This window comes from Leucobacter sp. gxy201 (assembly GCF_051043335.1).
Lineage (GTDB): Bacteria > Actinomycetota > Actinomycetes > Actinomycetales > Microbacteriaceae > Leucobacter.
The window spans coordinates 32,519-51,979 of record NZ_JAMXWS010000001.1; the positions used below are offsets into that span (position 1 = coordinate 32,519).

Below are 19,461 nucleotides of genomic sequence, written 5' to 3' on the forward strand. Positions count from 1 at the left end.
AGGGCTCGCGCCGCCGCGGACCGGCCCGCGTCGGCAGTGAACGCGTCAGCCCTGCCCGCGATTGCGCCGGCGTACCCCGCGCGGGGGTTTGCCGCCCGCGAACGACGCCGCCGAATCGACGATGAAGCCCTGCCGCAAGAGCTCGCGCCCGATGAGCATGCGGAACACCATCTCGTCGCGATCGGTGAGCGTGAGCTCGGCGTGCACCTCGCGGCCCGCGAGCTGCACGTCGGCGAGCACCACCGGGCGCTCCTGCGCGTGCCCCGACGAGCTGCGCACGACGCGCCGATCGTGCACGGGCAGCTCGACGACCGTCGCGTCGGCCTCCGACTCCTGCCAGGGATGCACCGTGAATCGCACCCACGACGCGCCGTCGCGCTCGAACTCCGCGATGTCGGTCGCGTGCAGCGCAGAGGTCTGCGCACCCGTGTCGATCTTTGCCTTGATCCACGGCACGCCGAGACCCGGGAGACGCACCCATTCACGCCACCCCGTGAGAGTGCTTGAATGGTGTGACACAGTCATGCACCTATCTTGGCAGGTATCCCACGTGAAACTCGCGATTCTCTCGCGCGCCCCACAGGCGTACTCCACGCAGCGCCTCATGACGGCCGCCCTCGACCGCGGCCATAAGGCCCGCGTGCTCAACACCCTCCGCTTCTCGATCGACCTCGCGGGCGAGGAGCCCGATCTCGCCTACCGCGGCAAGCAGTTGAGCGATTACGACGCGATTCTGCCGCGCATCGGCAACTCCATCACCTACTTCGGCACGGCCGTGGTGCGCCAGTTCGAGCAGATGGACGTGTACACGCCGAACACGGCTAACGGCATCTCGAACGCCCGCGACAAGCTGCGCGCCATCCAGATCCTCTCGCGCCACAGCATCGACATGCCGGCGACCGCGTTCGTGCGCAACCGCGCCGACGTCAGGCCCGCGATCGAGAGCGTCGGCGGGGCGCCCGTCGTCATCAAGCTGCTCGAGGGCACGCAGGGCATCGGCGTCATCCTCGCGCCGCAGGTGAAGGTCGCCGAGGCGATCATCGAGACGCTGCACTCGACGCGGCAGAACGTGCTCATCCAGCGCTTCGTCGCCGAGAGCCGCGGGCGCGACGTGCGCGCGCTCGTCGTGGGCGACCGCGTGGTGGCGGCGATGCGGCGCATCGCGTCAGGCGACGAGTTCCGTTCGAACGTGCACCGCGGCGGCACCGTCGAGGCCGTGCAGCTCGACCCGGTGTACGAGCAGACCGCGGTGCGCGCGGCGCAGATCATGGGCCTGCGCGTCGCGGGCGTCGACATGCTCGAGGGCGACGAGGGCCCGCTCGTGATGGAGGTCAACTCGTCGCCCGGCCTGCAGGGCATCGAGGCGGCGACCGGGCTCGATGTCGCGGGCGCGATCATCGACTACATCTCGAACCAGGTGAACTTCCCCGAGATCGACGTGCGCCAGCGGCTATCGGTGTCGACCGGGTACGGCGTGGCCGAACTGACGATGCATGCGGGCTCCGAGCACGTCGGCAAGGCGCTCGGCGACCTGGGGCTGTGGGATCGCGACATCACCGTGCTCACGCTGCACCGCGGCGTGCAGGTCATCCCGAATCCGCGCAAGCACGTCGTGCTCGAGCCCGAAGACCGGCTGCTGTGCTTCGGCAAGCTCGAGGAGATGCGCGGCATGATTCCCGAGAAGCGGCGCAAGCGGGCGCGGGTGCGCAAGCTCCCGCGGGCGGCCCAGGAGCTCGCCGAGGGCTGAAGGGTTTCCTGCTTGCCGCCGGCCCGCCCGTCTTCGGGCCGACCGCGCCTTCCCCCGGCCCAATCCGCTCCGGTGCCCGATTAGGTGCGCAATCCGGCTCGGATTCAGCACAATTTCGTGCACACGGGGTGCACACGGGGTGCTCACCAGGGATCACCGCCGACCCGAATACGCCCGACCGTGGGGCTCGGGCGCTCGACGTCGGGGATGCACGACACGGCGTGCGAACGCTTCCAGGCCCGTCGGCCGGGTTTCCGGTGAGCGACGAGATCGTTCTGCGCTGAAGTGCTGGCCGGCGGTAACGGTGCAAGAGCGACCCTGCGCCCCGAAGCCGTTGGCGGCGTCCTCTACCACGGTCTCAAGGCCGATCGCATCACCCGCTCCATCCGAAGCTGCGGAACCGACTGAGCAACCGTTCACGCAGCTCAGCGCGCCGGATATAGAGCAGCTCGCTCGTCACGCGGAACACTTCCCACCCGTGCTCGCGGTAGTCGTGGTACTTCTCGATATCTCGATTCCACTGCCGCGCTTCGACCCGGTGATGATCGCCCTCGTACTCGATGGCGAAACGGTACTCGGGGTACGCGAACTCGCTGGCGCCCAGCAGGCGGCCGCTCGGGCTCGTCACGTCGTAGTCGAGCCGCGGTTCCGGCAGGCCCCAATCGAGCAGCAGGAGCCGTATGAGGCTTTCCGGCGGCGACGCCGAGTGCGGTGAGAGCAGGGCCAGCATCTGCCGCAGCGCGGGCCCGCCCGGGCGGCGAGGCATCGCGGCCAGGCGTTCGAGCTCCGCTATCTCGGCGTGCGGCGGCCGCTCGAGCCGTGCGGTGCCGGGGATGCGCGCTTCGCGAATGACGGCATCGCCGAGGGCGACCGCGTCGCCGCGACCGAGCTTCGGGGCGAGCATCGCCCAGGTCGACGCGGGGTCGGTCACGCGCAGTGCGCCGCGAGCGACGACGGTGACGTGCGCCGCCTGGACGACCTGCATCGCGAAGCCCCGCGAGTCGAGGCGCTTCGCGCGGGTATGGCAGCCGAGGTCGATGCCGCCGAGGGCGAGCGCGAGGTTCGCGACGACTGCGGGCTCGCGCCCGGCGGGCCCGGCCTGCGGTAGTGCACGGGGCGCCGGAACGGGGAGCCGATGGATCGCGGCCGCAGTGCGCCCGGCAAAGAACACTCCGCCCGGCAGTAAGGGCCCGATGAGCTTCGCGACTGCGCGCTGGTACTGGCGCCACCGTTCGGCCGGATGCCCGGTCGCGGCATCACCGGGCCAGAGCGGCAGCGGAGCGCGCGCATAGTAGCCGGGTGCGAGACGCACGACGTCGACCGCGTTCAGCCTCCGCGATCCGAGGCCGAGCGCCCGTGCCTCGGCGGCGGTGAATGCGGCCCCGAGCGTACGAGGCAGAGGGTCGAGATGCCGGGCCATGCGGCCAGCTTGGCCGGGCCGGCCGGCTCACGCACCCGGTACTCGAGCGAAATGAATAACTTCTGCGCTTTCGCCCTATTCGGCGGCCTGTGGAGGAAGGTCGCCAAGCGCGAATGCCCGATCTGATGCACAATTCGGCACCGATTCCGCACTATTTCCCGCACCCGCACCCGCACCCGCACCCGCAGCCGCAGCCGCACCCGCAGCCGCACCCGCAGCCGCACCCGAAGCCGCACCCGAAGCCGCACGGCCCCAAGCCCCACCCGCACCCGCACCCGCGGCCGAAGGCCCGACATGCCTACCGCGTCGCGGTCAGCTGAAACTCCACATACCCTGTCGGTTCGACCTTCACGAACCCGAGCGACGGCGCGTCGACCCCGAAGTCGGCGAACGCGACGGGGATGGTCCCCGCGATCTGCGCGGTCTTCCCGTCGCTGCGCACCGACACGTCGGCGGTGACCGAGTGCGTGACGCCGGCGATGGTGAGGTCGCCGGTGGCCTGTGCTTCGGCTGTCGCGCCCGAGGCGGGCAGCTCACCGAACGCGACGGGCGACGTCAGCACGAAGGTGGCGGTCGGGTACTCGTCGGCGCGCAGGGCGCGGTCGCGGAAGTAGGCGTCGCGCGACGAGCTGCCGGTCTCGATCGAGGCGACGTCGACGGTGAGCGCGGCTGCCTCGAGCGCGGTGCCGGTGGGGTTGATGGTGAGGGTGCCGGAGACATCGGGGGTGCGTCCGGTCACGGTGACGCCCGCGCCGTTGAGCACTTCGTCGACGCGGTACCCGGCCTCCGATCCGCTGCCGATGGTCCACGCACCGGCGAGCGCGGCGGCGTCGAGCGGCGCTCCCGAGGGCGACATCGCATCGGTGGAGTCGGGTGACTGCGGTGCCTCGCCGAGCAGGTCCGAGTTCGAGCCGAGCGTGGGGGCGTGCGCGGCGGGCGGGGCGATGAAGTCGCGGTAGACGATCGGGCCGATCGTGGCGGCGACGACGGTGACCGCGAGCACGCCGGTTCCGACGCCGATGAGAATCTTCTGCGATCTCTGCACTGCCTCCCCCTCTCCGGCCGTTTCGCATGAACTGTGCGCTCGTGAGGCGAACGCGCACGTTCACTCTCGCAGGGCAACCGATGAAGAAGCCCGGAGCCAGCCTGAAGCCCGCTGAGTTTCATAAGAACGGGCATCGCCAGGGATCGCCGAGCGCGCCCGCCAGAAGTTCGATAGGCCTGTAGCGCGCCGGCCCGGCTCAGAGCTCGGCGAGCAGCGTCTTCCAGTGCGCGCGCCAGGTCTCGATGAGGTCGCCGTCGGCGAGTTCGGTGTGGTTCACCGCGAGGATGGTGCGGTCGTCCCCTTTCGGGGTTGCCGAGATCTCGACGCGGCCCGCGCCGTCGAGGTCGAAGCGGCGGAAGCTGCGCTTCTCCGTGCGCGAGAACCGCGGTTCGCCCGAGGCGTGCCCGAGGTGTTCGGAGAGGGCGCCGTGGGCGGCGCCCCAGGCCTCGATCGCGGCGTCGCGGTCGAGGGGCAGGGTGCGGCTGACGCTCACGCGGAAGGTGCCGGTCGACGACTGGCCGGGCACCCGCATGCCGGCGTGGTGCTCGTAGGCGATGGCTGCGCCCTGCGCCCACCAGTCGGGGTTCTGCAGCGAGTCGGGCATCGCGGCCCGGGCGATGCGGGCGATCTCGGGGTGTTCGAGGGTCTTCGCGTTCGCGGCTTCGAAGAGGTCGACCCATTCGGCCCAGCTCTTGCCGCTCGCGCGCTCGAGGGCGGGGAGGTTGCTGGCGCGCGTGCGGTTGCCCGCGTCGGATGCTGCATTGCTCATGCTGGCAGTCTATGGCGGGCCTGCGACACGAGACAGTGCGAGACGCGAGCGGCGGCGCGGAGGGGTGGCGGCGCATCAATAGAGTAGAAGCATGAACGCAGGCAACGCGAGCACCGAAGCGAGCACCGAAGCGAGTACCGCGACTCCCACGCACCGCGAGACCCGCCGTTACGTCGAGCACGTCTCGTCGCAGCATCGTTCGGCGGGTCTCGACGGCAGCGCCGGCAGCGACGCCGCGGCGGGCATTGACGACGAGACGGGCCCGCACATCGACGCGGCCGAGATCGCGGGGGTGCGCGAGGCGCAGGAGTACCGGGTCGACCTCGAGCGCATCCGCTTCTCGTCGTTCTTCGCGAGGCTCTCCGATGTGACGCAGGTGGTGCCGCAGTCGGGCGTCGGCCCGGTGATGCACAACCGCCTCACTCACTCGCTCAAGGTGAGCGCGGTGGCGCGCGTCATCGCGGCGCAGCTGGCCGGCCGAGAGGCCCGGCACGAGGCCTTCGAACGCGGGCAGCGCGCCGAGGATGACGCGGTGGGCGCGGTCGTTGCGCGTCTCGGCGGGTGCGATACGGTCGTCGCGCAGGCGGCGGCGCACGCGCACGATCTGGGGCATCCGCCGTTCGGGCATCTGGGGGAGCGCGTGCTCGATCGGGTGGCGCGCGAGCGGCTCGGCCTCGCCGAGGGGTTCGAGGGCAACGCGCAGAGCTTCCGCATTCTGACGCAGCTCGACACGCTCGGCCGCGATTTCCCGGGCCTGAATCTGACGGCGGCGACGCGGGCCGCGACGCTGAAGTATCCGTGGACGCGCGCCGATTGGCTCGGCGAGGCGAGCGGGCGGGTGTCCGAGAGCGAGCGCCCGCGCGGGGTCGGTCGCGCCGAGGCCGAGGGTGCCGAGAAGTTCTCGGTGTACTCGCTCGATGTCGCCGAGATGGATCAGGCGCTCGCCGCTTTCCCGACGGTGGGCCGCGGTTTCCAGACCATCGAGTGCGCGGTCATGGATCTCGCCGATGACATCGCGTACGCCGTGCACGATCTCGACGATTTCGCGCGGGCCGGGGTGCTGCAGCAGGCGGCGATCTCGGCCGAGTTCCGGGCCTGGCTGAGGGATTCGGGCGAGCTCGCGGCCGAGCCGCTGGGTGAGCTCGCGGGGGCGTGGCGCCGGCCGGGCCGGTCGCTCGAGCTCTTGTGGCGGCGGCTGCAGCGCAAGGATGCGTGGATCGCCGACCGCGATGCCTTCCAGGAGGCGGTGCACCGGGTGAGCACCGACATCGACGAGTCGCTGCTCGCCGCACCGTACGACGGCGGTATCGAGAGCGAGCGGGCCGTGTCGACGTTCACCCGCAGCTGGATCGAGCACCTGCGCACGTCGATCGTGGTCGAGGAGCACCCGCACGTGCGCGGCGGCTACGTGCATCTCGACCGGCGGGCGTGGCACGAGGTGATGGTGCTGAAGTTCGTGCACGCGCATTTCGTGCTCGAGCGGCCCGAACTGGGGCAGTCGCAGCGCGGCATGGGGCGCGTGGTCGAGGAGCTCGTGCTCGGCTTCGACGAGTGGTTGAGCGATGCCGACGATGCCGGTCGGGCACCGCGGCGCTTGCTCGAGTGGGTCGACGAGGCGACCGATGCCGGTTTCGCGCTCTTCCGCAGCCGCCCCGAGATCATCATGGGCGACACGAGCGATGCGGGCCTGCGCCGTCAGGGGCGTGCGCGGGCGATTCTCGACTACGTGTCGTCGCTGAGCGACCAGCAAGCGGTCACCACGCATCGCGCCCTCACCAGCGTCGAGGGGTGAGCCCGGACCGCGCTGGCGCTACTCCGCCGCTGAGCGGCGCTCCCGCTCCTCCGCGAGGCGCCCGAGCGCGCTCGGGCCGAAGCCGTGCAGCGGCAGCAGTTCGGCGAGGTCGTCGGGCAGGGTGTCGAGCGTCGTGTATCCGGCGTCGATGAGCGCGCCCGTCGCGGGGCGGCCGATCTTCACGCCGTCGAATACGGGGCCGCGGTCGTCCATGCCCACGATGATAGCCGCCGGCGGCACCGGCAGACCCGGCAGACCCGACAGCGGCACCGTCTGCCGCTACGGCAGCACCTCGAATTCGCGCCCCGCATCCCACGGCACCGACCAGCCGAGCCGGTCGAACATGGTCGCGAGCAGTATGCCCGTGAAGCCCCACAGCACGCGGCCGCCGAAGCGTTCGTGCAGCGCGAAGGCAGGGCCGCGGTGGGTGTAGCCGCCGCGCCTGAGCACTGACGACCCGCGGCTGGCGGGGTCGAGCAGTTCGGCGACGGGGGTGCGGAAGACGTCGACCGATTCCGAGTGGTCGGCGGCGACCTCGCTGGGCGAGCGCCACCAGCCGACGACGGGGGTGACGAGGTTGTTGCTGACAGGGATCAGCACTTCCGGCAGCCTGCCGAGCACCTCGACGCCGTCGGGGTCGAGGCCGGTCTCCTCCTGCGCCTCGCGCAGCGCGGTGCGGTCGGGGGAGTCGTCTGCGGGTTCGGCGCCGCCGCCGGGGAAGGCGATCTGGCCGGGGTGGTGGCGCATGCCGTCGGCGCGGCGGGTGAGCAGCACGTCGAGTTCGGCGGGCACGGGGAGGTCGGGCGCCCGGGGCGCCGCGGATGCGGAGGTCGCCTCTGGATCCGCGAGCCGGCCCGAGGGCTGCGCGATCGTGCGGTCGAGCGCCCCGAAGAGGATGAGCACCGACGAGTGCCGGGCCGGTCGGTCGGCGAGCGGCCCCTGCGGTTCGATGTCGTAGGGGCGCGGGTCGCGCAGCAGCTCGCGCAGGTCTCGCTGCACGTCGTCGATGCTGCGGGTCATGCCCGCCAGCCTAGCGAATCCGACTGTCAGCCCTCGACGAGCAGTTCGTGAATGCCCTCGGGTACGCGCTGCGAGCGCGACCACGGTTCGCGGTCGCGGCGTGCGACGCGCTTGACGCGGTCGGTCTCCTCCGTGCGCACGCGGGTGAGCACGGCGATGACGGCGGCGCGCTCTTCGGGGCGCACCTGGCGGGTGACGAAGCGGATGTCGTCGCCGCTGAGCGCGGCGTCGGCGTCGCCCTGCTCCTCGCGCCGTGCGGCATCACGGGCCGCCGCGTCGGGCGGCAGTGGGGTGTCCATCGTCTCTGCCTCCTTACAGCGGGATGTTGCCGTGCTTCTTCGCCGGCAGCTCGTCGCGCTTGCCGCGCAGGCCGCGCAGGGCCTTGATCACGGCGAGGCGGGTGCCGGCGGGCTCGAGCACGTTGTCGAGCTCGCCGCGCTCGGCGGCCAGGAAGGGGGAGGTGACGTCGGCGGCGTACTTCGCGGTGAGCTCGGCGCGCAGCGCCTCGACGTCCTCGCCGCGCTCGGCGGCCGCGGCCAGCTCCTTGCGGTAGAGGATGTTGACGGCGCCCGAGCCGCCCATGACGGCGATCTCGGCGGTGGGCCATGCGATGTTGAAGTCGGCGCCCATCTGCTTCGAGCCCATCACGATGTACGCGCCGCCGTAGGCCTTGCGGGTGATGATGGTGACGAGCGGCACGGTCGCTTCGGCGTAGGCGAAGAGCAGCTTCGCGCCGCGGCGGATGACGCCCTGCAGCTCCTGGTCGGTGCCGGGCAGGTAGCCGGGCACATCGACGAGGGTGAGGATCGGGATCGAGAACGCGTCGCAGAAGCGCACGAAGCGTGCGGCCTTCTCGCTCGCATCGATGTTCAGGGTGCCCGCCATCTGCGCGGGCTGATTCGCGACGATGCCGACGGTGCGGCCCTCGACGCGGCCGAAGCCGATGAGGATGTTGGGGGCGAACAGGGGCTGCACTTCGAGGAAGTCGCCGCCGTCGAGAATCGCCTCGATGACCACCTGCATGTCGTAGGGCTGGTTCGGGCTGTCGGGGATGATGCTGTTGAGCGCGCGGTCGGCCGCGGTGATCTCGAGCGCCGTGTCGGTGTCGTAGATCGGGGCCTCTGCCAGATTGTTGTCGGGCAGGTAGCTGATGAGCGCGCGGGCGTAGTCGAGGGCGTCGTGCTCGTCGCTCGCGAGGTAGTGCGAGACGCCGCTCGTCTTGTTGTGGGTGAGCGCGCCGCCGAGCTCTTCGAAGCCGACGTCTTCGCCGGTGACGGTCTTGATGACGTCGGGGCCGGTGACGAACATGTGGCTCGTCTTGTCGACCATGATGACGAAGTCGGTGAGGGCGGGGGAGTACACGGCGCCGCCGGCCGACGGGCCCATGACGATCGAGATCTGGGGGATGACGCCCGAGCACGCCGTGTTGAGACGGAAGATGTTCGCGTACTTCGAGAGCGAGACGACGCCCTCCTGGATGCGCGCTCCGCCCGAGTCGAGGATGCCGATGCAGGGCGCGCCGGTCTTCAGCGCGAACTCCATCGCCTTGACGATCTTCTCGCCGGCGACCTCGCCGAGCGAACCGCCGAAGGTGGTGAAGTCCTGCGAGTAGACGACGACCTGCCGGCCGTGGATCATGCCGGCGCCGGTGACGACGGAGTCGCCGAAGGGGCGGCTGTTCTCCATGCCGAAGCCGTGGGTGCGGTGCTTCACGTACTTGTCGAACTCGACGAACGAGCCCGGGTCGAGCAGCTGGGCGATGCGCTCGCGTGCGGTCATCTTGCCGCGCGCGTGCTGCTTGGCCGCGGCGGCGGCATCGCGGTCGCCCACGGCCTCCTGGTACTTGCGGCGGTGGTCGGCGATACGGCTCGCAGTGGTTGCAAGCGGGGCGTTGTCTCCAGTCACGCAGCCAAGCCTAGCGCGGGCCGTATGCCTGACGCGCAACAACTTCTCCAACTGATCCCGAAATCCTTAGTCGAAAGCCTACGAAGGCGCTCCGTGGGCGATAACGTGTGGGCATGGAGTTGCCGCGTACCCGGGATGTGCTGCCGCAGGTGATCTGGCGCGAGAGCTCGCCTTCGACGAACGCCGAGCTGCGCGATCTCGCGCTCGATCGGGCGGGGGGCGCCGAGCCACTGCCGCACGGCACGCTGCTCGCGACGACCGAGCAGACGGCGGGCCGCGGCCGCCTCGGGCGCGGATGGGTGACGCCGCCCGACATGGCGGTCGCGGCATCGCTGCTCGTGCGCGGGTTCGGGCAGGGGCACGGTGCGGGCCAGGGATCGGGCCTCGGCCCCGGCTGGCTGCCGCTCATCGCGGGGGCCGCGATGACGGCTGCGCTGCAACCGTATTTCGGCGACGGGATGCGGGTCGGGCTGAAGTGGCCGAATGACGTGCACGTGCGCGATGAAGACGATGCGATGGCGGGGCGGCCGGGGTTGAAGCTCGTCGGCATCCTCTGCGAGATGCTGCCCGACGGGGCGATCGTCGTCGGCACCGGTGTCAACCTGCTGCTGCCCGAATGGGAGCTGCCGACCGAACGCGCCACGTCGCTGCTCGCGGCCGGCGCCGACGTCGACGGCGCCGAGTCGCTGCACGATGCGGCCGGGCAGCGCCTGCTCGACGACGTGCTCGCCGACTACGCGACCGATCTGCTGCGGCTCATCGAGCTCGCGGGCACGAACCCGGGCGCCGTGCGCTCGCGGGTCGCACGCACCTCGGTGACGCTCGGAGCCGAAGTGCGGGTGCACTTGCCGGCCGGCGAGGTCGTCGACGGGCGGGCGCGATCCCTCGCCCCAGACGGTTCGCTCGTGGTCGACCTGCCGACGGGCGGCGAGCTCACGGTCGCGGCGGGCGACGTCGAGCACCTGCGCTGACCGACCGGCGGGCGGCGCCCCGCTACTTGAAGATGATGGTGCGGTGACCGTCGGCGAGGATGCGGTTCTCGGCGAACCAGTTCACCGCGCGGCGCAGCACCCGCGCCTCCTCGTCCTGCCCCAGCTGCACGAGCTGGCGGGGCGAGTACGAGTGGTCGACGCGCACGACGTCCTGCTCGATGATCGGGCCCTCGTCGAGGTCGGTGGTGACGAAATGCGCCGTCGCGCCGATGAGCTTGACGCCGCGCTCGTGCGCCTGCTTGTAGGGGTTGGCGCCCTTGAAACCGGGCAGGAAGGAGTGGTGGATGTTGATGGCCCGGCCCTCGAGCGCCGCGCACAGCCCGGGCGAGAGGATCTGCATGTAGCGGGCGAGCACGACGAGCTCGATGTCGTGCTCGTCGATCGCCTCGAGCACGCGGGCCTCGAAGGCGGCCTTGTCGGCCGGCTCGGCGATGGCGCGGTGCTCGAACGGCACGTCGTAGAACGCGGCGAGGTCGCGCACGGTCTCGTGGTTCGACAGCACGAGCGGCACCTCGATCGGCAGTTGGCCGGCGCGCTGGCGGTAGAGCAGGTCGTTGACGCAGTGCGTGGCGGTCGAAGCGAGAATGAGGGTGCGCACCGGGCGGCCGACGCGGTCGAGGCGCCAGGTCATGCCGTAGCGTTCGGTGACCGGGGCGAGGGCGGCGGTGAAGCGCTCGTCGAAGGTGCCGATGTCGGTGAGCGCCTCGATCTGCAGGCGCATGAAGAAGCTCGCGGTGTCCTGGCTCGAGAACTGCTGGCTCTCGGCGATGTTGCCGCCGGCCTCGACGATCGCGCCGCTGATGGCGTGCACGATACCCGGCCCGTCGATGCATGAGAGGGTCAGAACCCATTGGGCGCAGGTGTTGGTCGTCTCGATCGTGCTCACGAGGCACAAGGCTAGTAGATCGCGGCGCGTCGGGTGAGACGCGGCCTCTGCGATTACAGTCGAACCATGGCGACACCTGCAGCACCGATGGCGGCCCCCGAATGGGCGCCGCCGCGAAAACGCGCGAAGAAGCCCAAGGCCAAGGGCGTCGGGGTGCTCTGGAGGTCGTGGCTGTGGGTGTCGTGGTTCATCTTCCCGGCCGCGTTCCTGTTCCGCTCATTCGCGGGCGTCGGCGGCTGGGAGTCGCTCTTCGCGGTACTCTTCTCGCCCCTGATCGTGCCGGGGGTCGGGCTGCTCGGCGCCGTGCCCCGCTTCGTGCTGAAGCATCGCGGGTTCCGCAGCATCCCGGTCTCCGTCGGCGTCACGATCGTCACGAGTTGCTGGGGCCTCGTGATGATCTGCCTCTCGATGCCCGGCGCTACGGACGCGGCGCCGATCGAATCGGTCGTGCGCGCGACGTTCGGCTTCGTGTCGCAGCGCGCCGAGGAGACGCTGCTCGGCATCTCGTTCATCGTGTGGGTGGGTGCCTACCTCGCGGCGCTCGTGCTGGTGTTCGTGCTGCGCCCCGCACCGCCGGCGCTGGCGGGCGCGGTAGAAGCGGCCGTACCGCAGCAGTTCGGCGCTGCAGGGATCGCTGCTCCCGACGCCGAGCCCGCGCCTGCGGCCGCGCATCGCGCTCGCCGCAGCAACATCGCAGCGCTCATCGCGGTGTGCGTCGTGCCCGCGATGCTGATCGGCGGGGCGGTCGCGGCCGATTACGTCTCGATGAACGGCGAGCGCGACTTCGGCGGTCAGAAGGAGATCGAGGTGGCGGGGCTTTCGCTCGACCAGCAGCGCGACCGACACGAGGCGCAATGGCGCGAGGCGCAGGAGGCGCTCGCGCCGCTGCGCACCGAGATCTCGCCCACCGGCTGGCGGGTGCTCGGCGGCGCCGGCATCGACTACGACGAGTACAGCTACTCCGACACCTTCAACTACCAGGTCGACGTCGTCTGGGGTCGGGCTCTGGCGGGCGACCCCGAGTCGGTCGCGAAGTCCGCGCGCAAGTCCGCCGAACAGCAGGGGTGGATGCTGCGCGAGATCGACGACGGCCCCACCTACACGGCGAGGCCCGGCGAGCCCGGCATCTTCTGGGAAGACGAGAACGGCGAGGTCGAGTCGGTGCGCTACGAGTTCGAGAACGAGCGGGGCTACCGCCTCTCGATGACGGCGGCGCGGCCCGATACTCCAGCGCCGGGCGACGAAACGGCAGACCCCGAGTTCGACCTCGACACCGACCAGCCCGCCATCCCTGAGGCGACCCTGGCGCTCTTCCTCTCGAGCGGCGACTACTGGCAGAGCCGCGGCGGCATCTTCGACTGGTTCGACGTCGAGCGCACCGGCGTGAGCCTGCCGAAGACCTATGCGAGCGACCAGTGGCCGACCCTCATGGAGCTGGCGTCTGAACCCTCGAGCTCCTGAGACTCGAAGCGAGACGCTGCGGGAGCGGGATCGAGGGCCCGAATGCGACGACGACCGGTTGCTGGCTATCGCCTCGGCGTTGTTGGTAGCTTCGAGGGGAGAGGTACGGGCCGCACCGTCGCGGCACGCGCCTCTCAAGGTGTGACCCGACTTCACCCGCCCGACGGAGGCCTCGCAGAGACGCGCGGCCAATGAGAGGAAGAACAGTTCTATGAGTCCCGTCATTCTCATGTTCATCGGTCTCGCGATCTTCGTGTTCGGATACCTCGTCTATTCGAAGTATCTGGCGAAACGCGTCTACCGGTTGGACGACGATTTCGAAACCCCGGCGCACGAGCTCAACGACGGCGTCGACTACGTACCTACCAACAAGTTCATCCTGTGGGGCCACCACTTCACCTCGGTCGCGGGAGCCGCACCGATCGTGGGCCCCGCGATCGCCGTCATCTGGGGCTGGCTGCCGGCCTTCCTCTGGGTGACGATCGGCACGGTGTTCTTCGCCGGCATGCACGACTTCGGCGCGCTCTGGGCCTCGGCCCGCAACAAGGGGCGCTCGATCGGCGCACTGTCCGAGCGGTACATCGGCAAGCGCGGCGCGAACCTGTTCCTCGTCGTGATCTTCCTGCTGCTGCTCATGGTGATCGCCGCGTTCGCGGTCGTCATCAAGAACCTGCTCATCAGCACCCCGACCGCGGTCATCCCGACCTGGGGCGCGATCATCGTCGCGCTGCTCGTCGGCGTGGCCGTGTACCGTCTGCGCTGGCCGCTCATCCCGGTCACCATCGTCGGCGTGACGGCGCTGTACGCGCTCATCGTGCTCGGCGACCAGGTGCCGGTCGTGCTGCCCGAGTCGGTGCTCGGCATGAGCCCGGCGACGTTCTGGATCGTCGCGCTGTTCGTCTACGGCGCGATCGCCTCGCTGCTGCCGGTGTGGGTGCTGCTGCAGCCGCGCGACTACATCAACGGCGTGCAGCTGTTCGTCGGTCTCGCACTGCTCTACGGCGCGGTGCTCATCGGCTCGCTGTTCGTGGGCAACTCGCACACCATCGTGGCGCCCATGATCAACAACGCGGTGCCCGACGGCACCCCGAGCATGGTGCCGCTGCTCTTCGTCACGATCGCGTGCGGCGCGATCTCGGGCTTCCACGGCATGGTGTCGTCGGGCACGAGCTCGAAGCAGCTCGATAAAGAGACCGATGCGCGTTTCGTCGGCTACTTCGGCGCCGTCGGCGAGGGCCTGCTCTCGCTCGGCACGATCCTCGCCGTCATCGCCGGCTTCCGCACCGTGGCCGAGTGGGACGAGGTCTACAACGCGTTCGGCGCGGGCGGCGTGAACGCCTTCGTCGAGGGCGGCGGCATGCTCATGCAAGACGGCATCGGCCTGCCCGCATCGCTCAGCGCGACCGTGCTCGCGACGATGGCGGTGCTGTTCGCGGCGACGACCATGGACACCGGCATGCGTCTGCTCCGCTTCGTGGTGCAGGAGATCGGCGAGACCATGAAGGTGCGCATCACGAAGGTGCCGGCCACCCTCATCGTCGTGATCGTCGGTCTCGGCCTCACCTTTTCCCAGGGCCTCGGCGGCGACGGCGGCCTGCGCATCTGGCCGCTGTTCGGCACGACGAACCAGCTCATGGCATCGCTCACGCTGTCGATCATCGCGGTGATCCTCATCCGCAAGCGCCGCAGCCCGCTGCCGGCGCTCGTGCCGCTCGTGTTCGTGTTCGTCACCTCGTTCTGGGCCGCGATCGACCAGCTCGCGTCGTTCGCGAACCCCGAGAACCCCGACTGGCTGCTCTTCGTGCTCGACGCCATCATCATCGTGGCGAGCATCTGGGTCGCCGTCGAGGCGGTGCTCGCGATGCGCCGCGCGGCGAACGAGCCGCCCGAGGCGTTCGACGCCGACGTGAAGCTCGAGGCCGTACGCGAAGAGGTCTGACGCATGGCAAGCGCACCGCGCCCGCCGCACCACGATGGCGGGCGCGGCACCCGGCGCCGGGGGAGCGAACTCTCCCGGCGCTGGGCCGCGCTGCGCGACGGCCTGCAGGAGTACTATGCGGGCCCCTACCGGCAGGCGATCGCGCGCGACAAGCGCGACGAGGACGACTTCTTCACCCTCGCCGTGCTCGGCGAGGCGCTCGGCGTGCCCGACCCGGCCGCGTACTACACGGTCGAGCTCATGCCGAGCCTCTACGACGACTTCCATCAGTGGCATCGCCGCATGGGCATGCCCCGAAGCCCTTTGGATCACGTGTCATGCTGCTAGACGCCACGCTCCTCGAGACCGTGCGCGCGCGCCGCGTGCTCTTCGTCGGCGGCAAGGGCGGGGTCGGCAAGACCTCGGTGTCGTCGGCGGTCGCGCTCGCCCGCGCCCGCGAGGGCTCCCGGGTGCTCGTCGTGTCGACCGACCCGGCGCACAATCTCGGCCACCTCTGGGGGTGTCGGGTCGGCGACTCGCCGGCGCGACTCGCGACCACGGAGGGCGGCGGCCGCGTCGACGGCATCGAGATCGACCCGCAGCGCACCGTCGACGCGCACCTGCGGGCGGTCGCCGAGACCATGCGCCGCATGCTGCCCGAGCGCATGCACGCGCACGCCGAACGCCACCTCGCGCTCGCCCGCGAAGCACCCGGCAGCCACGAGGCCGCCGTGCTCGAACGCGTCGCCGACGCGGTCGCGCTCGGGCTCGAGGGCTACGACCTTGTCGTGTTCGACACCGCCCCGTCGGGGCACACCCTCCGGCTCATGCGCCTGCCCGAACAGCTCACGGGATGGACGGAGACGCTCCTGTCGAATCGCGACCGCTCCGAGCGCTACGCCTCGGCAATGCGCGGTCTCGCGAGTAGCCGCCAGCGCACCCCCGACGAGAGCGCCGACGCCGAACTCAGGCGCGTGCTCATCGCGCGCCGCGAACGGTTCGCGAGACTGCGCACCACGATCGAGGACGCGTCGCTCACCGGCTTCGTCATCGTCAGCATCGCCGAACCCATGCCCGTCTCTGAGACCCTCGAACTCGCGGCCGCGCTCGACGGCATCGGCGTCGACCTCGCCGCCCTCGTCGTGAACCGCGTCTCGCCCGACGACGCCGGCCCCCTGCTCGCTGCTCGCCGCGCGCTCGAGAACGAGCAGCTCGATCGCCTCGCCCGCGAGCTGCCCCGCGCCCCGCGCGTACTCGTGCCGCTCATCGGCGGTGCTCTGGTGGGCGAGTCGGCGCTCGGGGCGCTCGCCGCCGAGTTCGGGGCCCCGGCCGAGGCCCGCTGACGGACGGTGCGGAGAAAATCCGTGCGCCTCGCAGGCGGGGCTTGCTAGGCTGGTGGGCGTCGTGACTGGCGTGCAGATGGGCGACCATCGGGGAGCGACGATTCGAACATAGGCCGCTCGCCTGGGCCGCAGGAACAGACCTGCGTGCGCAGGAGGAACGAGGAGTCCGTATGTCCCAGCAGTCCGCCTTCTTCAACGAGCCGCTCGCGGCCGTCGACCCCGAGATCGCCGCGGTGCTCGAGCAGGAGCTCGGCCGTCAGCGCAGCACGCTCGAGATGATCGCGAGCGAGAACTTCGTGCCGCGCGCGGTGCTCGAGGCCCAGGGCTCGGTGCTCACGAACAAGTATGCCGAGGGCTACCCGGGCCGCCGCTACTACGGCGGCTGCGAGTTCGTCGACATCGCCGAAGATCTCGCCAGGGATCGCGCCAAGGCGCTCTTCGGCGCGAAGTTCGCGAACGTGCAGCCCCACTCGGGCGCCTCGGCCAACGCGGCCGTGCTGTCGGCGATCGCCGAGCCCGGCGACACCATTCTCGGCCTCGAGCTCTCGCACGGCGGCCACCTCACTCACGGGATGAAGCTGAACTTCTCGGGCAAGCTCTACACCGTCGCCTCGTACGGCGTCGACCCTGAGACGATGCTCGTCGACATGGATGTCGTGCGCGCGAAGGCCCGCGAGCATCGGCCGAAGGTCATCATCGCCGGCTGGTCGGCGTACCCGCGCACGCTCGACTTCGCGGCGTTCCGCGAGATCGCCGACGAGGTCGGCGCGACCCTGTGGGTCGACATGGCGCACTTCGCGGGCCTCGTCGCGGCGGGCCTGCACCCGAACCCCGTGCCCTACGCCCACGTCGTCTCGTCGACCGTGCACAAGACCATCGGCGGCCCGCGCTCGGGCTTCATCCTCACGAACGAGGCCGAGATCTCGAAGAAGCTCAATTCGAACGTGTTCCCCGGCCAGCAGGGCGGCCCCCTCATGCACGTGATCGCCGCGAAGGCGACCGCGTTCAAGCTCGCCGCGACCGATGAGTTCACGGAGCGCCAGGTGCGCACCCTCTCGGGAGCGAAGCTGCTCGCCGCGGCGCTCACCTCCGATGCGTCGAAGGCCGCCGGCGTCGACGTGCTCACGGGCGGCACCGATGTGCATCTCGTGCTCGCCGATCTGCGTAACTCCGCGCTCGACGGTCAGCAGGCGGAAGACGCGCTGCACGCCGTCGGCATCACGGTGAACCGCAACTCGGTGCCGTTCGACCCGCGCCCGCCGATGGTCACCTCGGGCCTGCGCATCGGCACCCCGGCGCTCGCGACCCGCGGCTTCGGCGACGCCGAGTTCGCCGAGGTCTCGGACATCATCGCGCTGACGCTGCAGGGCGAGGCCGACTCGGACGCGCTGCGCGGCCGCGTCGAGGCGCTCGCCGAGGCGTTCCCGCTGTACCCCGGCCTCGAGAACTGGTGAACGGAGCACGCGAGATGACTGCGCAGAAACTCGACGGCCGCGCCGCCTCCGCGGCGATCAAGGCGGAACTGACCGAGCGTGTCGCAGCGCTCGCCGAGCGGGGCGTCGTGCCCGGCATCGCGACCGTGCTCGTGGGCGCCGACCCGGCCTCGCAGCTGTACGTCGGCATGAAGCACCGGCAGTCGCAGGCGATCGGTATGAACTCGATGCAGCGCGAGCTGCCGGCAGACGCCACGCAGGCCGACGTCGAGGCGCTCATCGACGAGCTGAACGCCGACCCCGAGTGCCACGGCTACATCGTGCAGCTGCCGTTGCCGAAGCATCTCGACACCGATGCGATTCTCGAGCGCATCGACCCGGCGAAGGATGCCGACGGGCTGCACCCGACGAATCTCGGCCGTCTCGTGCTGAACGTGAACGGCCCGATCGACACCCCGCTGCCGTGCACGCCGCGGGGCGTGATCGAGCTCTTGACCCGCAACGGCTACGATCTCGCAGGCAAGCACGTCGTGGTCGTCGGCCGCGGCGTGACGATCGGGCGCTCAATGGGGCTGCTGCTCACGCGCCGCGAGTTCAACGCGACCGTGACGCTGACGCATACGGGCACGGTTGATATGCCGTACTACCTGCGCCAGGCTGATGTCATCGTCGCGGCTGCGGGCGTGAAGCACATGATCCGCGCCGAAGACGTGAAGCCGGGCGCCGCGGTGCTCGACGTGGGCGTGAGCCGCGAAGAGGGTTCCGACGGCGGTCAGGATCGCGTGTTCGGCGATGTCGACCCGGCCGTCGCCGAGGTCGCGGGCTGGGTCTCGCCGAACCCCGGCGGGGTCGGCCCGATGACCGTGGCGCTGCTCATGACGAACGTCGTGGAGATGGCCGAGCGCCGGGCCGGTATCTAGCGGGGTGCCCGCCGGCCCGCGGCCAGCGGGTCGACGGGCGTCTCAGGGGCCGCCCTCGCGGAGATGGACCATCTCGTCGGTGAGGCGTGCGAAGCTCTCCGCGCTGATCTCGATCTCGAGGCCCGCGTCGTCGCCGATGAAGTACCAGACCCGATCTTCGCCGTCTCGCTGCCAACGGCCGAGGGTCAGGCTGCCTTCGTGGATGCGCTCGACGAGTCGGCCCTCGTGGAAATCGCGGTGGCGGAACACCGCAGGGATCGCGATGCCGGCGTCGCGATGGGCGCGGTCGTCGGGGTGATCGGCCTCGTCGTGGTCGATGACGCACCACTCGGGGCAGGGGCTGCTCTGCCAGCTTGTTCGGAACACGGGCCCTCCGTATACGATGACTGCGGCACGGCATTCACAGGCTAGGCCGGACCCCGGACATCCGGAGGCGCAGGGTCAGTCGTCGAAGAGACCGAGATCCGGCCACGGTTCCGGGAGCAGCTCGTCGAGTGTGCAGCCGAGCTGCTGCGCTACCGCCATGATGGTGCGCAGACTCGGGTTCGCGGGGGTGCCGGGAGCGGATTCGCCCTTCTCGAGCTTCTGGTACGTGTAGCGCGTGATCCCTGCGGATGCCGCGAGACGCTCCTGGCTCACACCGAGCTCGATGCGCCTGCGCTGCAATCGCGTGCCGATGTCGCGTGCGTACTCGACCCAATGCTCCCCCGGGATGTGCTTTGCCATGCCTCCAGATTGAAGGTTTCGCCTAACTCATGAGGCCTCTTTTATTTTGCTTTCCGTTTCATTATATGCATAATAAAAGAGGCC

Annotated in this window: 20 protein-coding genes and 1 riboswitch; of the genes, 9 read left to right on the top strand and 11 right to left on the bottom strand. The window is 70.3% G+C overall.

Features of this window, described 5'->3' with window-relative positions:
- Positions 1–45 precede the first annotated feature (45 nt).
- A complete protein-coding gene (locus NHL51_RS00135) occupies positions 46–525 on the bottom strand; it encodes an ATP-dependent zinc protease family protein (protein ID WP_434140874.1) in 480 nt (159 codons plus the stop codon).
- A 25-nt stretch (positions 526–550) separates the two neighbouring features.
- Between NHL51_RS00135 and NHL51_RS00140 the strand changes: the two genes are divergently transcribed.
- The gene (locus NHL51_RS00140) at positions 551–1,747 is read left to right on the top strand and encodes a RimK family alpha-L-glutamate ligase (RefSeq protein ID WP_434140876.1); all 1,197 of its coding nucleotides are present in this window, start codon (positions 551–553) and stop codon (positions 1,745–1,747) included.
- Between the two features lie 373 nt (positions 1,748–2,120).
- Here NHL51_RS00140 and NHL51_RS00145 read toward each other — a convergent pair whose 3' ends face one another.
- The 3 genes from NHL51_RS00145 to NHL51_RS00155 all read right to left on the bottom strand — a co-directional run bounded on the left by NHL51_RS00145 (position 2,121) and on the right by NHL51_RS00155 (position 4,981).
- Positions 2,121–3,167, bottom strand: coding sequence for a hypothetical protein (locus NHL51_RS00145; protein WP_434140877.1), 1,047 nt, complete (start codon positions 3,165–3,167; stop codon positions 2,121–2,123).
- Positions 3,168–3,465: 298 nt separating this feature from the next.
- Entirely contained in the window at positions 3,466–4,212 is a 747-nt protein-coding gene (locus NHL51_RS00150; RefSeq protein ID WP_434140878.1) for a YceI family protein, read from the bottom strand.
- A gap of 196 nt (positions 4,213–4,408) precedes the next feature.
- Positions 4,409–4,981, bottom strand: coding sequence for a hypothetical protein (locus tag NHL51_RS00155; RefSeq protein WP_434140879.1), 573 nt, complete (start codon positions 4,979–4,981; stop codon positions 4,409–4,411).
- Between the two features lie 91 nt (positions 4,982–5,072).
- Between NHL51_RS00155 and NHL51_RS00160 the strand changes: the two genes are divergently transcribed.
- The gene (locus NHL51_RS00160) at positions 5,073–6,773 is read left to right on the top strand and encodes a deoxyguanosinetriphosphate triphosphohydrolase family protein (protein WP_434140880.1); all 1,701 of its coding nucleotides are present in this window, start codon (positions 5,073–5,075) and stop codon (positions 6,771–6,773) included.
- Between the two features lie 18 nt (positions 6,774–6,791).
- Here the strand turns inward: NHL51_RS00160 and NHL51_RS00165 are convergent, their stop codons facing one another.
- From NHL51_RS00165 to NHL51_RS00180, 4 genes are all read right to left on the bottom strand, one after another.
- Positions 6,792–6,986: a helix-hairpin-helix domain-containing protein gene (locus NHL51_RS00165; RefSeq protein WP_434140881.1), complete on the bottom strand. Its 195-nt coding sequence runs from the start codon at positions 6,984–6,986 to the stop codon at positions 6,792–6,794.
- Positions 6,987–7,052: 66 nt separating this feature from the next.
- Positions 7,053–7,793, bottom strand: a complete 741-nt coding sequence (locus NHL51_RS00170) for an NUDIX hydrolase (protein ID WP_434140883.1) — start codon at positions 7,791–7,793, stop codon at positions 7,053–7,055.
- A gap of 26 nt (positions 7,794–7,819) precedes the next feature.
- Complete coding sequence (locus NHL51_RS00175; protein ID WP_434140884.1) at positions 7,820–8,092, bottom strand: hypothetical protein; 273 nt, start codon at positions 8,090–8,092, stop codon at positions 7,820–7,822.
- 13 nt (positions 8,093–8,105) lie between these two features.
- On the bottom strand, positions 8,106–9,698 hold the full coding sequence (locus NHL51_RS00180) for an acyl-CoA carboxylase subunit beta (protein WP_434140885.1): 1,593 nt from the start codon (positions 9,696–9,698) through the stop codon (positions 8,106–8,108).
- Between the two features lie 113 nt (positions 9,699–9,811).
- On the opposite strand from NHL51_RS00180, the gene NHL51_RS00185 reads away from it, so the two are divergent.
- A complete protein-coding gene (locus NHL51_RS00185) occupies positions 9,812–10,669 on the top strand; it encodes a biotin--[acetyl-CoA-carboxylase] ligase (RefSeq protein ID WP_434140886.1) in 858 nt (285 codons plus the stop codon).
- A gap of 22 nt (positions 10,670–10,691) precedes the next feature.
- On the opposite strand, the gene purU is transcribed toward NHL51_RS00185, so the two are convergent.
- Positions 10,692–11,576: a formyltetrahydrofolate deformylase gene (gene purU, locus NHL51_RS00190; protein ID WP_434140888.1), complete on the bottom strand. Its 885-nt coding sequence runs from the start codon at positions 11,574–11,576 to the stop codon at positions 10,692–10,694.
- A 66-nt stretch (positions 11,577–11,642) separates the two neighbouring features.
- Between purU and NHL51_RS00195 the strand changes: the two genes are divergently transcribed.
- The 6 genes from NHL51_RS00195 (at position 11,643) to NHL51_RS00220 (ending at position 18,651) form a co-directional block, all read left to right on the top strand.
- A complete protein-coding gene (locus NHL51_RS00195; protein ID WP_434140889.1) occupies positions 11,643–13,037 on the top strand; it encodes a hypothetical protein in 1,395 nt (464 codons plus the stop codon).
- Between the two features lie 211 nt (positions 13,038–13,248).
- Positions 13,249–14,976, top strand: a complete 1,728-nt coding sequence (locus NHL51_RS00200) for a carbon starvation CstA family protein (protein WP_434140890.1) — start codon at positions 13,249–13,251, stop codon at positions 14,974–14,976.
- Between the two features lie 3 nt (positions 14,977–14,979).
- Positions 14,980–15,303, top strand: a complete 324-nt coding sequence (locus tag NHL51_RS00205; RefSeq protein WP_434140892.1) for a cory-CC-star protein — start codon at positions 14,980–14,982, stop codon at positions 15,301–15,303.
- Positions 15,294–16,298, top strand: coding sequence for an ArsA family ATPase (locus NHL51_RS00210; protein WP_434140893.1), 1,005 nt, complete (start codon positions 15,294–15,296; stop codon positions 16,296–16,298). Before NHL51_RS00205 ends, NHL51_RS00210 begins: the two co-directional genes overlap by 10 nt.
- A 51-nt stretch (positions 16,299–16,349) precedes the next feature.
- A riboswitch (ZMP/ZTP riboswitch) is annotated at positions 16,350–16,432 on the top strand.
- Between the two features lie 36 nt (positions 16,433–16,468).
- Positions 16,469–17,752 carry a serine hydroxymethyltransferase gene (glyA, locus tag NHL51_RS00215; RefSeq protein ID WP_434140894.1) on the top strand — a complete coding sequence of 428 codons (1,284 nt, stop codon included), beginning with the start codon at positions 16,469–16,471 and terminating at the stop codon, positions 17,750–17,752.
- A gap of 14 nt (positions 17,753–17,766) precedes the next feature.
- Complete coding sequence (locus tag NHL51_RS00220; RefSeq protein WP_434140895.1) at positions 17,767–18,651, top strand: bifunctional methylenetetrahydrofolate dehydrogenase/methenyltetrahydrofolate cyclohydrolase; 885 nt, start codon at positions 17,767–17,769, stop codon at positions 18,649–18,651.
- 42 nt (positions 18,652–18,693) lie between these two features.
- Here the strand turns inward: NHL51_RS00220 and NHL51_RS00225 are convergent, their stop codons facing one another.
- Positions 18,694–19,017: a DUF6907 domain-containing protein gene (locus NHL51_RS00225; protein WP_434140896.1), complete on the bottom strand. Its 324-nt coding sequence runs from the start codon at positions 19,015–19,017 to the stop codon at positions 18,694–18,696.
- A 75-nt stretch (positions 19,018–19,092) separates the two neighbouring features.
- Positions 19,093–19,377 carry a helix-turn-helix domain-containing protein gene (locus NHL51_RS00230; RefSeq protein WP_434140897.1) on the bottom strand — a complete coding sequence of 95 codons (285 nt, stop codon included), beginning with the start codon at positions 19,375–19,377 and terminating at the stop codon, positions 19,093–19,095.
- Positions 19,378–19,461 lie beyond the last annotated feature (84 nt).